This is a genomic window from Streptomyces brevispora (assembly GCF_007829885.1).
GTDB lineage: Bacteria > Actinomycetota > Actinomycetes > Streptomycetales > Streptomycetaceae > Streptomyces > Streptomyces brevispora.
This window is the reverse complement of sequence record NZ_VIWW01000001.1, coordinates 228,189-246,756: the sequence shown is the minus strand read 5'-3', so window position 1 is coordinate 246,756 and position 18,568 is coordinate 228,189. Positions and strand designations below refer to the sequence as shown.

Genomic DNA, 18,568 nt, shown 5'->3' with positions numbered 1-18,568 from the left:
CGGGATTTTCTCTTCTAAGAGGGTTAAGGGGTTCAGCGCGCGCAACCGGTCCGGGCCCCGGAAGCCGCCATTAGCGTCGGTCACGTCCCGTTGCCGATGTGTACGGATCGACATGACCACAGCACTGAACCCGCGCCTGGGCGCCGGGCTGCTCGACCACGCGTGCCTCCGGCCCGAAAGCGTCGCCCTGACCGTCGGGCGCCGTGAATACAGCTACGAGGAGGCCGCCGGCATCGCCCGGCGGTGGGCCGGTGTGCTCGTCGAGGCGGCTGGTGGGCGGCCGCGCCGCGTCGGCGTCTTCGCCCACCGCAGTGAGGCCTCCTATCTCGGCGCCGCCGCCGCGCTGCTCGCCGGCGCCGCCTTCGTGCCGCTCAACCGGAAGTTCCCCGCCGAGCGCACCCGTTCCATGCTGGAGCGCGCCGATGTCGACGCGCTGATCGTCGACGCCGGTTCGTTGCCCGGGCTCGCCGAGATCCTGCGGGGCCTGCCCGGCAAGCCCCTCGTGCTGCTTCCCGATGTCGTACGCGGGGAGGCGGGCGACCTCGGCGGTGCGCGCGTGGCCGACGCGGTCGATCTCGCCGCGGCCGCGCCGCTGGTGCGGCTGCCCGAGGTGTCCCGGGACGACATCGCCTATCTGCTCTTCACCTCCGGCAGCACCGGGACCCCGAAGGGAGTGCCCGTCACCCACGGCAATGTCCGAGCCTTCCTGGAGGCCAACCAGGCCAGGTACCGGCTGACGCCCGAGGACCGGCTCACCCAGACCTTCGACCAGACCTTCGACCTGTCGGTCTTCGACCTCTTCATGGCGTGGGAGCACGGCGCCCGCGTCTGTTCCATGGACCCCATCGAGATCCTCGCGCCCTTCAAGTACCTGGAACGGAACGGGATCACCGTCTGGTTCTCGGTGCCCTCCGTCGCCGCCATGCTGCGCAGACGCGGGGTGCTCAAGCCGGGCAGCATGCCCACGCTCCGCTGGAGCCTCTTCTGCGGCGAGGCACTGCCCCGCGCCACCGCCGAGGACTGGCAGGCCGCCGCCCCGCAGTCGGTCGTGGAGAACCTGTACGGGCCGACGGAGCTGACCATCGCCTGTACGGTGCACCGCTGGGACCCGGCCACCAGCCCGGCCGCCTGTGTGCACGACAACGTGCCCATCGGGCAGCCCTACCCCGGACTCCGGCCCCTGGTCGTCGACGACGAGCTGAACCCCGTACCCGACGGCGGGAGCGGCGAGCTCTGCATGGCAGGGCCGCAGACCACCCCCGGCTACTGGCGGGCCCCCGAGATCACCGCCGAGCGCTACTTCACGCACGCCGGGCAGACCTACTACCGCACCGGCGACCTCGTCCGGTTCCAGGACGGCGAATACGTCTGCCTGGGGCGCAACGACCAGCAGGTCAAGGTCGGCGGCTACCGCATCGAACTGGGCGAGATCGAGGCCGTGCTGCGTCGCGCCGGCGCCGTCGAAGCCGTCGCGCTGCTCTGGCCCGACCCGGAGACCATCACCGCCGTCGTCTCCGGCGCGGCGGACACGGCCACGCTGGCCGCCGCCTGCGACAGCTCGCTGCCGGCCTACATGGCCCCCCGCTCGGTACATCTGGTCGAGGAGATGCCGGTCAACGGCAACGGCAAGGTCGACCGGGCTGCGCTGCGCCGCCGGCTCGACGAGATCTCCACCTCCCGCGGCTGACCCCGCCCCCACGCCACCTCCGCAGAAAGGCCACCGTGAGCAACGCCGACCAGCTCATAGCGCACACCCTCGGGATCACCGAGGACCGCGTCACCGACGGGCTCGAATACCAGTCGATCAGGGAGTGGGACTCGCTCGGCCATGTCTCGCTGATGGTCGCCATCGAGGAGGCGTACGGCGTCGAGGTCGACGACGACCTCACGCTGGAGCTCCGTTCGGTCGCCGCGATCCGGGGGTTCGCCGCTGCCCGGAACGCCGAGGGGACCACCCGCGAGGGCGCGGACCGAACTGCCGCCGGGGGAACGGTCCGGGGGGTGGCCGAGACCCCGGCGAAGGCCCCCGCCGGCCGCCGCACCGTCCACCGCGGACTCGAGGGCGTCGTCTTCGACCAGACCGCCGTCACCCGTATCGACGGCGCCGCCGGCACCCTCGAATACCGCGGCTACAGCATCCACGACCTGGCCGAGCAGGCCTCCTTCGAGGAGGTCGCCCATCTCCTCGTGCACGGCGAACTCCCCGACGCCGCCGCCCTGGAGGCCTTCGCCAAGCAGCTGAGCGCCGCCCGTGAACTGCCGCAACCCGTCCTGGACCTGGCCCGCTCTCTCGCGCACGCCCACCCCATGGACGCCCTGCGCACCTGTGTCTCCGCCCTCGGCGCCCACGCGCCGCGCCGCGCGGCCGGCACCGACGAGAGCTACGACGAGGCGCGAGAGGCCGGTATCGAGCTGATCGCACGGATACCGATGATCGTCGCCGCCCACCACGCCTTCCGCAGCGGCCGCGAGCCGCTGCGGCCCGCCGAGGGCGCCACCCACGCCGAGGCGTTCCTCACCGTGCTGCTCGGCGAGCGGCCCACCCCGGCCGCGGTGCGGTTCATCGACAAGGGCTTCATCGTCCACGCCGACCACAGCTCCAACGCCTCCGCGTTCACCGCACGTGTCGCCATCGGCTGCCGGGCCGGCATGACCGCCGCGCTCACCGCCGCCGTCGCGGCCTTCGCCGGCTCCGTGCACGGCGGCGCCGCCGAGCGCGTCGTCGGCCTCATCGACCGGGTCGGCACCCCGGAGAACGCCGAGGCGCATGTCGCGGCGGTGCAGGGCCGGGGCGAGCCCGTGATGGGCTTCGGCCACCGCGTGTACCGGACCGAGGACCCCCGGGTGCGCCATCTGCGCTCCACCGTCGTCGAGTTGAGCCAGGAGCGCGGCGACACCGGCGGCCTCGACATCCTCGACGCCGTGGCCGCGGCGATGTCCCCGTACGGCCGGCACGGCGTCGCCGCCAACGTCGACCTCTACGCCGGTCTCGCCTACCGCCTCCTCGGTCTGCCCGACGACCTCGCCGTCCCGCTGTTCGCCGTCGGCCGTACCCCCGGCTGGGTCGCCCAGGCCCTGGAGCAGCAGTCCAACAACGTGCTGATCCGTCCGCTGCTCGACTACGTCGGACCACAGGGCCGTACCTACCCGGGGGCCGATGCCCGATGAGCCGCACCGACCTTCCCGGCTTCGCCGAGGACCACGGCTTCGACCTCGGGGCCCTCCCGTACACCGGCCGCGTACTCCTCGAATCGCTGCTGCGCTCCGGCGACCCGGAGCGGGCCGCCGTCCTCGGCAAGCGGCTCGCGGCCGGCGAGGAACCCGGCCTGGAGATGGAGTTCCGCCCCGCCCGCATCCTGGTGCAGGACTACACCGGAATCCCGCTCCTCGTCGACCTCGCCGCGTTGCGCGACCGTGTCGCCGTGCCCGGCCGGGTCAACCCGGCGCTGCCCATTGACGTCGTCGTCGACCACTCGGTGCAGACCGACTGGGCCGGCCGGCCGGACGCGCTCGGCCTCAACGAGGCGCTGGAGATGTCCCGCAACCAGGAGCGCTACGCCTTCCTGAAGTGGGCCGAGGGCGCCTTCCACGGACTGCGGGTCATCCCGCCGGGCCGCGGCATCGTCCACCAGGTCAACCTGGAGCGCCTCGCGACCGTGGTCGCCGAAGGCGCGGACGGCACCCTGTTCCCCGACACCGTGATCGGCACCGACAGCCACACCACCATGGTCAACGGCCTCGGTGTGCTCGGCTGGGGCGTCGGCGGCCTGGAGGCGGAGGCGCAGATGCTGGGCCTCGCCCAGCCGCTGCGCGTCCCGGCGATCGTCGGGGTCCGCCTCACCGGTGCGGTGAGCCCCGGTACCTCGCCCACCGATGTCGTCCTCGGACTCACCAAGAGACTGCGCGAGGAGAACGTACGGGCCCTGATGCTGGAGTTCACCGGGCCCGGCGTCGCCGCACTCTCCGCGCCCGACCGCTGCACCATCGCCAACATGGCCCCGGAGTACGGCGCCATGTCCGCGTTCTTCCCGGTCGACGAGGAGACCCTCGACTATCTGCGCCGCACCGGCCGCACGGAGGCGGCCATCGCACGCGTACGGGACTACTGCCGTACCCAGCGGCTGCTGCGTGACGGGCCCGAGCCCGTCTTCGGCCGCACCATCGACTTCGACCTCGGCCGGGTCGGCCCCAGCCTCGCCGGTCCCAGCCGCCCCGACCAGCGAATCTCGCTGGGAGAACTCCCCTCCTCCTTCGAGGCGTTGCTTTCCGGCGAGGTACGCGGCGAGGCCGGAATCCTCGACGGGGACCTGGTCATCGCCGCCATCACCTCCTGCACCAGCACCTCCAACCCGAAGGCGATGCTGGCCGCCGGACTGCTCGCCCGGCGCGCCGTCGAGCGCGGCCTGAACGTGCCCGCGCACGTCAAGACCAGCCTCTCGCCCGGCTCCCGCGCGGTCACCCGATACCTGGAGGACTCCGGACTCCTCCCCGATCTGGAGAAGCTCGGCTTCCACGTCGCCGGCTACGGCTGCATGACCTGCAACGGCGGCAGCGGGCCGCTGAATCCCGGAGTCGGCGAGGCCGTGGACCGCGCGGGCCTCACGGTGGCCGCCGTGCTCAGCGGCAACCGCAACTTCGAGTCCCGCGTGCACTCCCAGGTGCGCGCCGGGTACCTCGCCTCCCCGGCTCTCGTGGTCGCCCTCGCACTGGCCGGCACGGTCCGCGCCGACCTGGAGAACGAGCCACTGGGCACCGACCCAGGCGGCGCCCCCGTCTATCTGCGCGACCTGTGGCCACACAGCGGCGAACTCCAGCAACTGGAGGACGAGTTCATCACTCCCGAGGTATTCGCCCAGGACGAGGCGCCCGGCGCCGCCTGGCAGGCGATCACCGCCTCCGACGGCGAGGTGTTCGCCTGGGACGAGTCCTCCACCTACATCCGTCCCCCCGTCTACGTCGACCCGGCGCCCGCCCTCGCCTCGATGACCGGCGCCCGCGCCCTGCTGGCACTCGGCGACGACATCAGCACCGACCACATCTCCCCGGTCGGCGCGATACCCGCCGGTTCGCCCGCCGGACGGCACCTGGCCGAGCGGGAGGTGCGCGACTTCAACTCCTACGGCTCCCGGCGCGGCAACCACGAGGTCATGGCCCGCGGCGCCTTCAGCAACCCGCGGCTGCGCAACCACCTGGTCGGCGAAGGCGACAGCGGCGGCACGACACTGCACCTGCCCTCCGGCGAGCGACTGCCCGTCTTCGAGGCCGCCGAACGGTACGCCGCTGACGGCACCCCTCTCGTCGTGCTGGCCGGCCACAGCTACGGCATGGGCTCCTCGCGCGACTGGGCGGCCAAGGGCCCCTGGCTGCTGGGCGTCCGCGCGGTCCTCGCCGAGAGCTTCGAGCGCATCCACCGCGCCAACCTGTGCGCGATGGGCATCCTGCCGCTGCTGCTCCCGCAGGGCTGGGCCGCGCTCGGGCTGACCGGGCACGAAAAGTTCGCCCTCGACCTGGACCGGATGCGGGAGACCGGCGAGGTGCGCGTCACCGCGGGCGGCAAGGACTTCACCGTACGGACCGATGTGCCGTCGGCGGGGGAGTGGGACGTGCTGCTGGCGGGCGGCACGTTGCCGTTCCTGCTCCAGCGGCTGCGGGCCGAAGGAGAGGCCGGGCGATGACGGCGCACATCCTCGACACCCTCGGCCTGCGCGAGGCCGCCGGCGCCGAGGCGCTCGCCGCCGGCACGAAGACCTTCGTCCCGGTGCACGTCGGCACCCATGACGTACCCGTCGGCACGGTGCTCGACGCGCTCGACGCCGACCCCGCCCTGCTGCCCCCGCGCACCGGCCACCTGGGCAACTGGGAGGACATCGCGGCCGGACGGTCCGGACCGATGGACTTCAACACCGCGATCTGCGGCGGCGGCTGGGGCTATCCGCTGATCTACGGCTTCACCCGCACCGAGGCCGAGACGGAGGGCGGCGACGAGGCCTACCAGCCGGGCTCGCTCATCGACCAGGGCAAACGGCACACCCTGCCGCTGTACACCTGGGACGGCACCGGCTTCGTGCGCCGGGACCGCGGCAAGGCACTGTTCTGCCCCCTGGTGCAGGCCGAGGTGGACGGTCAACTCGTCCCCCTGGTCGAACTGCACTGGCAGCGCATGCTCGCCCTGCCGGGCCGCTACCGCTTCAAGCAGTGGGCCGCACCCCTCACCGCCAACGCGCCGCTCGTCACCGACATGCTCACCCTGCTCCTGGAACAGGCCGCGGCCCAAGGCCGCAACCAGGCGTTCGCCGAGCTGATCAGCCAGGCGGTGCGGCTGGACGGCGAGGTGGCGCGCTGCGATCTGAGGCCGGACGGCACGGGCTATCGGCTCGACGGCCACCACTACCCGTCCGCCCGCGCCCTCGCCGAGACGGTCATGCTCGCGGTGCGCGCGCTGGTGGAGCCGGCCGAGTTCTTCGCCCGGCTGCCCGAACTGCCGCCGGTGCTCCCGGTGATGTCGCTGCAGCTCACCAACGTGCTGTTCGCGCTGCTGGACACGCACCACCCGGACACCCCGGCCGGCGCCCCCGAGAGCCCGTTCATCACCCATCTCCACTGGGGGGCACGGGCGATGGCCGGCTGCCCGCCCCGGCGCGGCGGCTATCTGTCCCGCCGCTCCACGGTGCGCTCACTGCGTGCGATCACCGATCCACTGGTCCGGCACTTCGACGAGGCGAGCCCGACGGCCTTCGTACTGCTGCCCGCCCAGGCGTTCATGCTCTGCCCGCCCAGCACATCGCCGGACGACACCGAGGTGCTGGCCGAGCTGTTCCGCTCGGTGCGGGCGGCCGGCCCCGAAGCCTCGTACGACACGACCCTGACCTGGCTCGACGGCAACCGCGACCGGCTCTCGGACTACCTGCGCGGCCGCTTCCGCGCCGGCAGCGGAGTGCCCGCCGACGGCACCCCGCGGGACCCGGCCGTCCCTGTGCAGCCCGAGGGATTCCGGGAACTCACCTTCCGCCAGGCGTGCGGCGCCGTCGCGGCCTTCGAAGAGGTACTGGGATGAGACTCAGCCACCACGAGGTCGTCATCGCCCTGAAGAAACCGTTCGTCAGCAACACCGGCACCACCACCGAGGTGCGCCAGAGCATCGTCGAGCTCCACTGGGAGGGCCTGCTCGGACACGGCACCTCGCGCGGCGCCACCCCGGCGGAACTCGACGGCTGCGCCCCGCTCCTCGCCGACGCGTCCCCGTACGGGATGCGCGCCGCGCTGGAGCGCCTCCAGGTGACCCAGGCGACCCGGGCCGCCCTCGACATGGCGCTGCACGACCTGCTGGGCAAGGCCACCGGGCAGCCCCTGCACCGCCTCCTCGGGCTCGACGGCCTGCCCATGGAGCCCACCGCCCTGTCCATCGGCGCCTGCCCTGACGAGGAACTCGTCCAACAGGCACGTGAGTTGGCCGACTGGCCGATCCTCAAGCTCAAGCTCACCCCCGAGGACGACGGCAGCCGCGCCGGAGTGCTCCGCTCGGTCTACGGCGGCCGCATCCGCATCGACGGCAACGGCTCCTGGACCCCCGACCAGGCCCTGCGGGTCGCCGAGGAGCTGGACCGTCACGGTGTCGAGCTCTTGGAACAGCCCGTGGCACCCGGTGCGCTCGACGACCTCCAGTACGTCCACGAGCGCTCGACGGTCCCCGTCTTCGCCGACGAGGACTGCGCGGGCCCCGAGGACGTGTTGAGGCTGCGCGGCCGGGTCAGCGGCATCAACATCAAGCTGCTCAAGTGCGGCGGGCTCGCAAGGGCCCACGAGATGCTGCTGCTCGCCAGGGCCTGCGGCCTGCGGACTATGCTCGGCTGCAAGGTGGAGAGCGCCCTCGGCACCACCGCCATGGCACAGCTCGCGGGTCTCGCCGACCACCTGGACCTGGACGGTCCCGTCGGTCTGCTCGACGACCCGTTCACCGGCGTACGCATCGACCGCGGCGACCTCACGCTGCCCGAGGAGCCCGGCATCGGCGCCACCCCCGTCAACCAACCCCGTGGAGAGGACTGACATGCGGCTGCGCTGCGCCGTGCTCGACGACTTCCAGGACGTCGCCACCACCCTGGCCGACTGGACCCCGGTCCAGGACAGGACGGAGGTCGTCAGCTTCACCGAGCACTTCGCGTCCGAGGACGAACTCGCCTCCGCACTCGCGGATTTCGACATCGTCGTGACCCTGCGCGAACGCGTCCCCTTCCCCGCGTCCCTCCTCGACCGGCTGCCCCGGCTCAAGCTGCTCATCGCCTCCGGCATGCGCAACTCGGTCATCGACTACGCGGCCGCCGAGCGCAACGGCGTCACCGTGTGCGGCACCAAGAGCACCTCCACCCCGCCGGTGGAGCTGACCTGGGCGCTGCTCCTGGGCCTTGCCCGCTCCCTGGTCACCGAGAACAACGCGCTGCGCTCCGGCGGCCCCTGGCAGTCCACCGTCGGCGCCGATCTGCACGGCCGCCGGCTCGGGCTGCTCGGCCTCGGCAAGATCGGCAGCAGGGTGGCGCAGGTCGGCCTCGCCTTCGGCATGGAGGTGACGGCCTGGAGCCACCACCTCACCAAGGAGCGCGCGGACGAGGTCGGTGTCCAACTGGCATCCTCGAAAGAGGAGTTGCTGGAGACCAGTGACTTCGTCTCGCTGCACCTCGTGCTGAGCGACCGCACCCGCGGAATTCTCGGGGCCCCCGAACTGGCCCTGCTCAGGCCCACCGCCTACCTGGTCAACACCTCCCGGGCGGGCCTCGTCGACCAGGACGCCCTGCTCGCCGCACTGCACGAGGGCCGGATCGCCGGAGCGGGAGTCGACGTCTTCGACGTGGAGCCGCTGCCCGCCGATCACCCGATGCGCACCGCACCCCGCCTGCTGGCCACCCCGCACCTCGGCTACGTCTCGGGGAACAACTACCGCACGTACTACGGCCACGCGGTCGAGGACATCGAGGCCTATCTGGCCGGCGCACCGGTCCGCCGCCTCGGCTGACGCCGTTGCGCTACGAGGCCGGGGGTGCCCCCGGCCTCGTACACCCCCGAAGACCCGCAACCCCACCCACTTGGAGAACCCCCGGTGAGCAGCCCGCACCGCCGCATGATGAAACTCGGCGCCTTCCTGCCCGCGCCCGGACACCACGTCGCCGCCTGGCGCCACCCCGAGGCGCGGCCCGACGGCGGACTCGACTTCGACTACTACCGCTCGCTGGTGCAGACCGCCGAACGCGGCAGGTTCGACATGGTGTTCCTGTCCGACGGTGCCGGCGTACGCACCAAGTACAAGGACGCGGACGAGCTCAGCCGGCAGGGCCGCATGGTCCACTTCGAGCCGCTGACGCTGCTGTCCGCGCTCGCCGTGCACACCACGCACATAGGCCTGACGGCGACCTCCTCGACCACGTACAACGAACCCTTCACCGTGGCACGGCAGTTCGCCTCGCTCGACCACCTCAGCGCGGGCCGCTCCGGCTGGAACGTGGTGACCTCCGCGACCGATGCCGAGGCCCGCAACTACAACCTGGACAAGCAGCCGGAGCACTCCGCGCGCTACCACCGGGCGCGCGAGTTCATGGAGGTCGTCACCGGCCTCTGGGACAGCTGGGAGGACGACGCCTTCCTCTACGACAAGGAGTCGGGCCGCTTCTTCGACCCGGAGAAGCTGCACATCCTCGGCCACCGGGGCGAGCACTTCTCGGTGAAGGGCCCGCTGAACGTGGCGCGTCCGCCGCAGGGCTACCCGGTGATCGTGCAGGCCGGATCCTCCCCGGACGGCCAGGACTTCGCCGCCCGCTGGGCCGAGGTCGTCTTCACCGTGCAGCAGACCCTGGACCGGGCTCAGGTCTACTACCGGGGCCTGAAGAAGCAGGTCGCGGACTACGGCCGCAACCCCGACGACGTCAAGATCCTCCCCGGTGCGTTCATAGTCGTCGGCCGCACCCGGGCCGAGGCCGAGGACAAGTACGAGACCCTGCAGTCGCTGGTCGACCCGGTCGTCGGCCTCGGCATGCTGTCCTACCAGCTCGGCATGGTCGACATCTCCGGCTACCCGCTGGACGGCCCGCTGCCCGAACTGCCGGCCACCGAGGGCAGCACCAGCAAGCAGCAGATGATCTACGAGCAGGCGCGGCGGCAGGGCCTCACCATCCGGGAGCTGTACCTGTCCGTGGCGGCCGGCCGCGGTCACCGCTTCCTCCTCGGAACCCCCGAGACCATCGCGGACCAGCTGGAGGAGTGGTTCGTGAGCGAAGCAGCCGACGGCTTCAACATCATGCCGGACTACCACCCCGGCGGCCTCGACGCGATCGTCGACCTGCTCGTGCCCGAACTGCAGCGCCGCGGCCTGGTCCGCACCGAGTACGAGGGCACGACGCTCCGGGAGAACCTGGGGCTGCCCCGTCCCTCGTTCGGCTCGGCGGCAGCGGGGAGCGGTCGGTGACCGTCCCCGGTACGGCCACCGGCACCGGCACCGGCACCGGCACCGTCGGCGGCGGCGAACTGCGTTCCGTGCTGCGGGCGCACGCTGCCGGGGTCGCCGTGCTGACCGCCGCCGACGAGGCCGGACCGGTCGGCGTGACCGTGACCTCGTTCACCTCGGTCAGCGCGAACCCGGCCCTGGTCTCCGTCACGCTTGCCGAGACCTCCACCACCTGGGCCCGGGTCAAGGACTGCGGCCGGTTCGGCATCCAGCTGCTCGGCGCCCACCAGGCGGAGACGGCGATGCGGTTCGCGCGGCCCGGCGACCGGTTCGCGCCGCCCACCGCCTGGCACCCCGGCCCGCACGGGGTGCCGCTGCTCGACGACTGCCTGAGCTGGCTGGTCTGCTCCCCGTACGAGCAACTGCGGCTCGGTGACCACCATCTGCTGGTGGGAGCCGTCGAATACGCACGGCACGGAACGCCCGGCGACAGCCTGGTGCATCTGCACAGGGATCTACGGCCGGTGACCGCCCCCACTCCTGCGAGGACCTGACCATGCCCAAAGTTCTGCTGCTCTCCCGCCAGCCGCTCACCAAGCGGCCACTGCAGGAGTGGCTCGACTCCACCGCGGCCGACGTGATCCTCCTGACCGCGCCGAAGGCGGTGGCCGGCGACGAGGAGACGCTGACCGAGCACTTCCCGATGCACCACCTGGTGGACGACTACCACGGCTGGTCCACCGAGCAGGCCGCCGAGGAGGCCGCCCTTCGGTACGGGGCCGACCTTGTCGCCAGCACCAGCGAGAGCGATGTGCTGCGCGCGGCCCGGCTGCGCGGCCGCCTCGGGCTGCCGGGCCAGGACACCGCCTCGGCGACGGCGTACCGCGACAAGGTGGTGATGAAGCGGCTGGCGCGGGCGGCCGGCATCACGGTTCCCGCCTTCGCCCCGGTCGACAGCACGACGGACCTGCTGGACTTCATCGCGGCCGAGGGCTTCCCGGTGGTGGCGAAGCCACGGCTCGGCGCGGGCGCGGAGGGCGTGGCGATCCTGCGCGACCCGGACGACGTGAACGCGTTCCTGTCCCGCGAACGCACCTCGGACATCCCCTACCTTCCGGGGCAGTGGATGGTCGAGGGCTATGCGACGGGGGAGTTCTTCCACGTCGACGGCATCATGCGGGACGGCCGCGTCGTGCACGCCTGGCCCAGCCAGTACAGCGGCGGCCTCGCCGAGCGCATCCACGACGAACTGCACATCGGCAGTGTGCTGCTGGCGCCCGACGACCCGCGGACGACGGTCATGCGGAAGATGGCCGAGGACGTGATAGCGGCCCTGCCCGCCGCCCCGCACCCGCTCGCCTTCCACCTGGAGGCGTGGATCTCGCCCGACGGAGTGCCGGTGCTGTGCGAGATCGCCAGCCGCGCGGGCGGTGGGCTGATAGCCGAGGCGTACGAGCGCGCCTTTGGTGTCCAGCTGGCCCGGGAGGGCCTGCGCGCGCAGTGCGGCGCGCCCCTTGCCCTCGCCGAGCAGCCGGCCGCTCCCGCTGTCGCCGTCGGCTGGGTGCTGCTGCCCCCGGGCCACGGCGAGTTCGTACCACCCGCGGGGCCCTGCCCCGTGCCGGGCGCCGAGGTGGAGTTGCTGCTGGCTCCCGGCACCCGGCGCAAGGGCGTGGAGCATGTCACGGACGCGGCAGCCACGGTCTTCGTTCAGGCGGCCACCGCGGAAGCGGTCCGCAAGCTCCTCGCGGAGGCGCTGGACTGGTGGCAGCAGAACACGGCGTGGCGCTGACCACCACCCCTGCTCCGTGCTCCCTCCTTCGCACCGTCCCAACCGAAAGGAACCGCCATGCCTCCCGAGGCCCCCAACTCCCTTGAGCACGTCCTGGTCGTGGGCCCCGGCCGCGATTTCCCGGCCCGTATCCGCGAGGCGCAGCCGGGCACCCGGACCACGGTGATCTGCCAGCTGGACTACCTCGGCAAGGTCCGCACCCCCGGCGAGAACGCCCGGGTGATCGGCGTCCGCGGTGACGCCCCCGACCAGGAGTGGATCGACCTGGCCGCGGCGGCGCACGCCCTCGACCCGTTCACCCGGATCGGAACCTTCGGCGAGCGGGACCAGGACCACTACGGGGTCGTGGCCGAGGCACTGGGTCTGCGGGCGCACACCGTCGAGACGGTGACACTGGTCCACGACAAGGCGGCGATGCGGACCCGGCTGCGGGAGGCGGGCGTGGACGCGACCGCCTGCGCCCGGGTCGCGGACCTGGACGAACTCCGCGCCTTCGTGCGCGCGAACGGAACCCCCTGCGTGGTCAAGCCGGTCTCCAGCTCAGGCAGCGCGGGCGTCACCAAGGTCTCGTACGAGAGCGAACTGGCGACGGCCTTCGAGCGGGCGGCCGACAGCTATCTGGGCCTGTCGAACACGGGTGTGCTGGTGGAGGAGTTCTTCGAGGGACCGCAGTTCAGCGTGGAGGCGTTCTCCGAGGCGGGCGAGCACCAGGTGGTCGCGATCACGCGCAAGTACTCGGACCCCGAGAGCTTCGTGGAGCTCGGCCATGTGTCGCCGGCCGAGCTCCCGGCCGAGGACACCGAGGCGATATCGGACTACGCGTGCTCCGTTCTCGACGCCCTGGCCGTCGAATTCGGGCCCACGCACACGGAGATCGTCCTCGGCGACAGGGGACCCCGCCTGATCGAGACGCATGTCCGGATGGGCGGTGACATGATCCCGACGCTGACACTGGAGGCGACGGGCGTGGACATCGACGACTGCACCGCTCGCCAGACGCTCGGCGAGAAGGTGCTGCCCGGCATCCGGTCCCGGCTGGCCGAGCCGCGCCCCGAACCGCACAGCTCGGCGATCTGGTTCGCCTCGGTGGGAGCCCCCGGGACCCTGGACGAGATCCTGGGTCTGAAGGAGGCCAGCGCCCTCCCCGGTGTGACGGAGGTGGAACCGATGGTCCGCCCCGGTGCGAAGGTGGGCGCCCTGGAGAGCTCGGTGTCCCGCGTGGCGTACGCCCGCGCGCTGGCCACTACGGCGGACGAGGCGGTCGAGGCGGCCCGTGCGGCGGTGGCGACCCTGGAGTTCCAGGTACGGGTCCGTTCATCGGCCCCGAGCACGATCTGACCACGTGGGCCCGTGGGGCTCCCGGCCGCGGCCGGAAGCCCCACGCCTGCCGGATACCTCATGCGCGCAGGTCAGCCCCGGCGGTTCCGTCAAGCCAAGAACCGGGACGTCCCCGAACCGATCACCGATCGGGAGCAACTCGCGGCAGCCGTGGGCGAGCCGAGGCGCTGTCCCGTCTCAGCTGGGCGGCAACTGTGCCGAGATCCGGCCGCTGCGGCTCACCGGCCACGCTCGCGGTTACGATCCGCCTGGCCTCGGTCGTACCCCGGGTTTTCCGGATCGAGGAGCGGGGGCTCGTGCGTCAGGTGGGCGGGAGCCATGATGCGCAGGGCGTGGTAGCCGATGACGACGATCAGCGTTCCCAACGCGATGCCGCTGAGCTGGAAGTTGTCCGTGAGGCTCAGACTCACATTGCCGATTCCGATGATGAGCCCCGCGGCCACCGGTACCAGGTGCAGGGGGTTGGAGAGGTCGACGCGGGAACGAACCCAGATCTGGGCGCCCAGCAGGCCGATCATGCCGTAGAGGATGACCGTGATTCCGCCGAGGACGCCGCCGGGAATGGCGGCCACGACAGCACCGAACTTGGGGCAGAGCCCGAACAGGATCGCGAAGCCGGCCGCGCACCAGTAGGCGGCGGTCGAGTAGACACGCGTGGCGGCCATGACACCGATGTTCTCGGCGTACGTGGTCGTGGCAGGCCCGCCCACGGCGGTCGACACCATCGTCGCCGCGCCGTCGGCCATGATGGCCGTACCGAGCTTGTCGTCCAGTGGTTCACCGGTCATCTCACCGACAGCCTTGACATGTCCCGCGTTCTCGGCGACAAGGGCGATGACGACGGGCAGGGCGACCAGAACGGCCGAGAGGGAGAAGCTCGGGGCATGGAAGGTCGGAAGGCCGATCCAGTCCGCCTTGGACACGCCCGAGAGGTCGAGACGCCAGTGGTCAATGGACTCGGCACCGCCCGCGGGGGAGTGGATCTTGCCGAACGCACGGTCGAAGATCCATGAGATGACGTACCCGAAGGCCAGCCCGAGGAAGATCGCGATACGGGACCAGAAGCCGCGCAGTACGACAAGGGCGAAACCTGTGAACAGCATGGTCAGAAGAGCTGTCCACTGATCCTGGGGCCAGTAGGTACCGGCGGTGACCGGAGCCAGATTGAACCCGATCAGCATGACCACCGCACCCGTGACCACGGGAGGCAGCACGGCATGGATGACGCGGGCCCCGAGGGCGCGGACGACGGCCCCGCACAGGAAGAGGACCGCGCCGACTACCAGGAGCGCGCCGGTGAGAGTCGCCGCGTCACCGCCCTGTGTCTTGATGACAGCGGCGACACCGATGAACGACAGGCTGCTGCCCAGGTAACTCGGGATATGACCCCGGGTGATCAGCAGGAAGAGAATGGTGGCCACGCCGGAGGCCATCACGGCAAGGTTGGGATCGAGACCCATCAGGATGGGGGCGACGAAGCAGGCTCCGATCATGGAGACCACGTGCTGCGCGCCGAGACCGACGGTGCGCCCCCAGGTGAGTCGTTCGTCCGGTCTTACGACCTCGCCCGGTTCGAGGCGCTTGCCGTCGCCGTGCAGCTTCCAGCCGAAGCCCGCCATGGTCTTGCTCCTTGATGTGTCGCCGGGGTGGTGCCGAGACCCGCCGGCTGGACCGGAGGGCTCAGCGACTAGCGGAACATGCAGTTCAGACGCGTGCCGACAGGGCTGGCCGCGAGGGCGGGGAATCAGCCCGGGGCGTCGTGCTCTGCGGGGGAGTGCCGGTCTGCGCGCTCATCGCCGAGGCCCATGGTCGCTCCCTGTGCGTAGGTATGGAGACCGGTGCCTCGCGGGGATCCGGCGCGGACCGCAGAAATGATCAGCGCCATGTTAGTGCCGGATCGGGATGCGCCTTCGGCCGGGATACGGGCACGAGGCTCGCCGCTCCGGAACCCATCCGTGAATGGTGTGCGAGGTAGTGTCACCCCGATCAGGCAGCCCTACGCACACGAGGGTCTCTCTCGTGAACGTGGTTCGTACAGGGGACTGTTGGGGGTGTTCGGCGCTCGACCATCTACTGCCCGCCGCGACCGGGGAGTCCCCCTGGCCCCATCCGGAGCTGGAGTTCTACCGGTACGCGGCGAGCGACATCGCGCACGCGGCCGCCGACGCCGGTGAGGCCGGGGCCCGAGCCGCCGTCGGGCGGCTTCAGGCACCGCCCGACGGCGACCCGCGGGCCCTGCGGCCCGCCGCGGAGCAACTCGACTCGATCGCCGGTGAACCGCCCGCCGTACCCAGGGGCCCGGACGGCTCAGGGGCGCGGCTCGGCCGGTGCGCGGCTCGCGGCACCGGCGTCCGGTGAGGACACCGTCTTGCGGTCGCCCGCCCGCAGCACCCCGGCGCCGAGTACCAGCCCGAAGGCCAGCACCGACACCAGGCTGAAGGAGACGATCAGCGAGGTCGCCTCGGCGAGCGAGCCGATCGCCGACGGGGCGATCAGCCCCGAGGTGTAGGTGATCGTCGCGACACCCGCGATCGCCTGACTCGGGTTCGGTCCGCTGCGCCCGGCCGCCGCGAAGGCGAGCGGCACGACCACGGCGATACCGAGGCCCATCAGGCCGAACCCGCACATCGCCAGGACCGCGTTGGGCGCGGTGACCACCAGGACCCCGCCGACCGTGGCGAGGACGCCGCCGGTCCGTACGGTCCGCACCGCGCCGAAGCGGTCGACGACCCGGTCACCGGCGATCCGGGCGACCGCCATGGTCAGGGCGAACGCGGTCGTCGACGCGGCCGCCAGGCCCGCGGAACTGCCCAGGACATCCCGGAGGTAGACCGCCGACCAGTCCAGGCTGGCGCCCTCGGCGAACACCGCGCAGAAGCCGACCGCGCCGATGATCAACGCCGACTTGGGCGGCAGGGCGAAGCGCGGCGGAGCCTCCGAGTCCGGCTCGCTGCGCAGATCCAGCACCCGCTGACAGGCGATCAGACCGAGTGCCGTGAGAACGAGTGCGGCGATGGTGTGGTGCAGCCGCGCGTCGGCCCCCAGATGGGCGGCCACCGTGCCCGCCGCCGAACCGACCAGGGCGCCCACGCTCCACATCCCGTGCAGCCCGGACATGATCGACTTGTCGAGGCGGTTCTCCACCTCGACCCCGAGCGCGTTCATCGCCACGTCCGACATGCCGGCCGACGCCCCGTACACGAAGAGCGCCCCGCACAGCGTCAGCAGGTTGGGGGCCAGGGCGGGCAGGATCAGCGCCAGGGTCCACACCATCAGCAGTCCGCGCAGCGCGGTCCGGGCACCGAAGCGGTGGCTGACCGCACCGGCCAGCGGCATCGCGAGGGAGGCGCCGATCGCCGGGAAGGCCAGGGCGATACCGAGCTGCCCGGCGCTGACCCCGGCGTGGTCCTGGATCCACGGCACCCGGGTGGCGAAGCTGCCGGTCACCGCGCCGTGCACGGCGAAGACCGAGGCGACGGCGTACCTGGCGCGCCTCACCTGTTCCGTACTGAAGACCGTTGCCGTGGAATCTGTCGTCATACCGCCGTGCCCTCCCCTGGAAACTTTTCGACGCCGCGGCCCGCGACGCTCCTCGGCGCCCTTCTCCACGATGCGGGCAGTAAACTATCAGGAACCCTGCCTGATAAATAGACCGTGCCGGCATCGACTGCGGCGGAGGTCTGGAAGGATCCCGGCATGCCCGCATCACCGAGCACCGCCAGGGCCATCAACGACCGGCTCGCCCTGCGACTCCTCCAGCAGGACGGCCCGCTGACGGCCACACAGCTGAAGACCCTGACGGGACTCTCCCGGCCCACGGTCGCCGACCTGGTCGAACGGCTCCAGGGGGCGGGCCTGATCCAGGTGGTCGGCGAAGCCGGAGCCGAGCGCCGCGGGCCCAACGCCCGGCTCTACGGGATCGTCGCCGACCGTGCCCAGCTGGCCGCCCTGGACGTGCGTACCGACAGCGTCGCCGTGGTCGTCGCCGACCTCCTGGGCGCGACACTGGCCGAGGCGACCCTGCCGATCGGCAGCGAGACCGCCACCGACGACGCCGTCGAGCAGGCCGTGGCCCTCCTGGAACGCACCGCGAACCGGGCGGGCACCGCGCCGCTGCACAGCGTCGGCATCGGCGCCCCCGGCCTCATCGACCCGGTCACCGGCGAACTCCGCGACACCAACGGCCTGCCCGCCTGGCACCGCACCCTGGTCCGGGTGCTTCAGCAGCGGCTGCCCGCGACCGTGCTCGTCGAGAACGAGACCAATCTCGCCGCCGTCGCCGAACACCGCGTCGGAGCGGCCCGCGACCAGGACACCTTCGTCCTGCTGTGGCTCGGACACGGTGTCGGGGCGGCCGTCATGCTGGACGGGAAGCTGCGCCGCGGGGTCTCCGGCGGCGCGGGCGAGATCGGCTTCCTGCCGGTCCCCGGCACCATCGGCACCCCCTCAGCCGTCAACTGCGACGGCGGGTTCCACTCCCTGGCGGGATCGGCGTCACTCTGCGAACTGGCCGCCGTCCACGGCATCCCCGCCCCGTCCGGCGGGCAGGAGCCGGGCGCGGCGATCGCCGTACGCTCGGCCCTCGCGGGTAGGGGCGACAGCGAGGCGTTCCTCGACGCCCTCGCCGGCCGGCTGGCCCTGGGCGCGGCAGCCGTCGTCTCGGTCCTCGACCCGGGGTGCGTGCTGCTGTCGGGCGAGGTCGGCCACGCGGGCGGCGACGCGCTGGCCGCCCGGGTCGAGGATCGGCTGGCCACGATGTCCCCGCTGCGCACCGAGGTCAGGGCCGGTCTGCTCGGCGGGACCGCGGTCCTGCGCGGCGCGTTGCTCGCCGCCCGGGAGGCGGCTCAGGACGCGCTGTTCGCCCCGGCACTCTGAACTACCGGTCCGGTGCGCCCGGCCTCGCCGGCCCGATCCGTTGGCCGGGCCCGGAGGCTGTCGGCCCCGTTGCGGGACCGCGAAAACCATGACGGGGAACGCGCGCCGGGCCCCGTCGGTGACGGGGCCCGGCAACG

The 18,568-nt window shown here is 72.0% G+C and carries 13 protein-coding genes and 1 pseudogene; 12 read left to right on the top strand and 2 right to left on the bottom strand.

From position 1 onward, the window contains the following. Positions 1–112: 112 nt before the first annotated feature. The 10 genes from FHX80_RS01150 (at position 113) to FHX80_RS01105 (ending at position 13,556) form a co-directional block, all read left to right on the top strand. Complete coding sequence (locus FHX80_RS01150) at positions 113–1,687, top strand: amino acid adenylation domain-containing protein (RefSeq protein WP_145762370.1); 1,575 nt, start codon at positions 113–115, stop codon at positions 1,685–1,687. Between the two features lie 35 nt (positions 1,688–1,722). Next, on the top strand, positions 1,723–3,168 hold the full coding sequence (locus FHX80_RS01145) for a citrate/2-methylcitrate synthase (RefSeq protein ID WP_208764560.1): 1,446 nt from the start codon (positions 1,723–1,725) through the stop codon (positions 3,166–3,168). Then, positions 3,165–5,675, top strand: coding sequence for an aconitate hydratase AcnA (gene acnA, locus FHX80_RS01140; RefSeq protein ID WP_145762369.1), 2,511 nt, complete (start codon positions 3,165–3,167; stop codon positions 5,673–5,675). The genes FHX80_RS01145 and acnA overlap by 4 nt, the downstream gene beginning before the upstream one ends. Continuing rightward, on the top strand, positions 5,672–7,054 hold the full coding sequence (locus FHX80_RS01135; protein WP_145762368.1) for a DUF6025 family protein: 1,383 nt from the start codon (positions 5,672–5,674) through the stop codon (positions 7,052–7,054). Before acnA ends, FHX80_RS01135 begins: the two co-directional genes overlap by 4 nt. Next, the gene (locus tag FHX80_RS01130; RefSeq protein WP_145762367.1) at positions 7,051–8,046 is read left to right on the top strand and encodes a dipeptide epimerase; all 996 of its coding nucleotides are present in this window, start codon (positions 7,051–7,053) and stop codon (positions 8,044–8,046) included. The genes FHX80_RS01135 and FHX80_RS01130 overlap by 4 nt, the downstream gene beginning before the upstream one ends. A gap of 1 nt (position 8,047) precedes the next feature. Further along, complete coding sequence (locus FHX80_RS01125; protein WP_145767015.1) at positions 8,048–9,007, top strand: D-2-hydroxyacid dehydrogenase family protein; 960 nt, start codon at positions 8,048–8,050, stop codon at positions 9,005–9,007. An 84-nt stretch (positions 9,008–9,091) separates the two neighbouring features. Then, on the top strand, positions 9,092–10,450 hold the full coding sequence (locus FHX80_RS01120) for an LLM class flavin-dependent oxidoreductase (protein WP_145762366.1): 1,359 nt from the start codon (positions 9,092–9,094) through the stop codon (positions 10,448–10,450). Next, a complete protein-coding gene (locus tag FHX80_RS01115; RefSeq protein WP_145762365.1) occupies positions 10,447–10,983 on the top strand; it encodes a flavin reductase family protein in 537 nt (178 codons plus the stop codon). The genes FHX80_RS01120 and FHX80_RS01115 overlap by 4 nt, the downstream gene beginning before the upstream one ends. Positions 10,984–10,985: 2 nt before the next feature. Further along, the gene (locus FHX80_RS01110) at positions 10,986–12,218 is read left to right on the top strand and encodes an ATP-grasp domain-containing protein (protein ID WP_145762364.1); all 1,233 of its coding nucleotides are present in this window, start codon (positions 10,986–10,988) and stop codon (positions 12,216–12,218) included. Positions 12,219–12,275: 57 nt separating this feature from the next. Next, complete coding sequence (locus tag FHX80_RS01105) at positions 12,276–13,556, top strand: ATP-grasp domain-containing protein (RefSeq protein WP_145762363.1); 1,281 nt, start codon at positions 12,276–12,278, stop codon at positions 13,554–13,556. Between the two features lie 218 nt (positions 13,557–13,774). On the opposite strand, the gene FHX80_RS01100 is transcribed toward FHX80_RS01105, so the two are convergent. Next, positions 13,775–15,175, bottom strand: a complete 1,401-nt coding sequence (locus FHX80_RS01100; protein WP_145762362.1) for a uracil-xanthine permease family protein — start codon at positions 15,173–15,175, stop codon at positions 13,775–13,777. Between the two features lie 439 nt (positions 15,176–15,614). Between FHX80_RS01100 and FHX80_RS01095 the strand changes: the two are divergent. Next, positions 15,615–15,830: pseudogene (locus FHX80_RS01095) on the top strand (alginate lyase family protein); the annotation flags it as partial. Between the two features lie 33 nt (positions 15,831–15,863). Here FHX80_RS01095 and FHX80_RS01090 read toward each other — a convergent pair. Next, positions 15,864–17,096, bottom strand: a complete 1,233-nt coding sequence (locus FHX80_RS01090; RefSeq protein WP_145762361.1) for an MFS transporter — start codon at positions 17,094–17,096, stop codon at positions 15,864–15,866. A 156-nt stretch (positions 17,097–17,252) separates the two neighbouring features. Between FHX80_RS01090 and FHX80_RS01085 the strand changes: the two genes are divergently transcribed. After that, positions 17,253–18,431, top strand: coding sequence for an ROK family transcriptional regulator (locus FHX80_RS01085; RefSeq protein WP_145762360.1), 1,179 nt, complete (start codon positions 17,253–17,255; stop codon positions 18,429–18,431). The last annotated feature ends 137 nt before the right edge of the window (positions 18,432–18,568 follow it).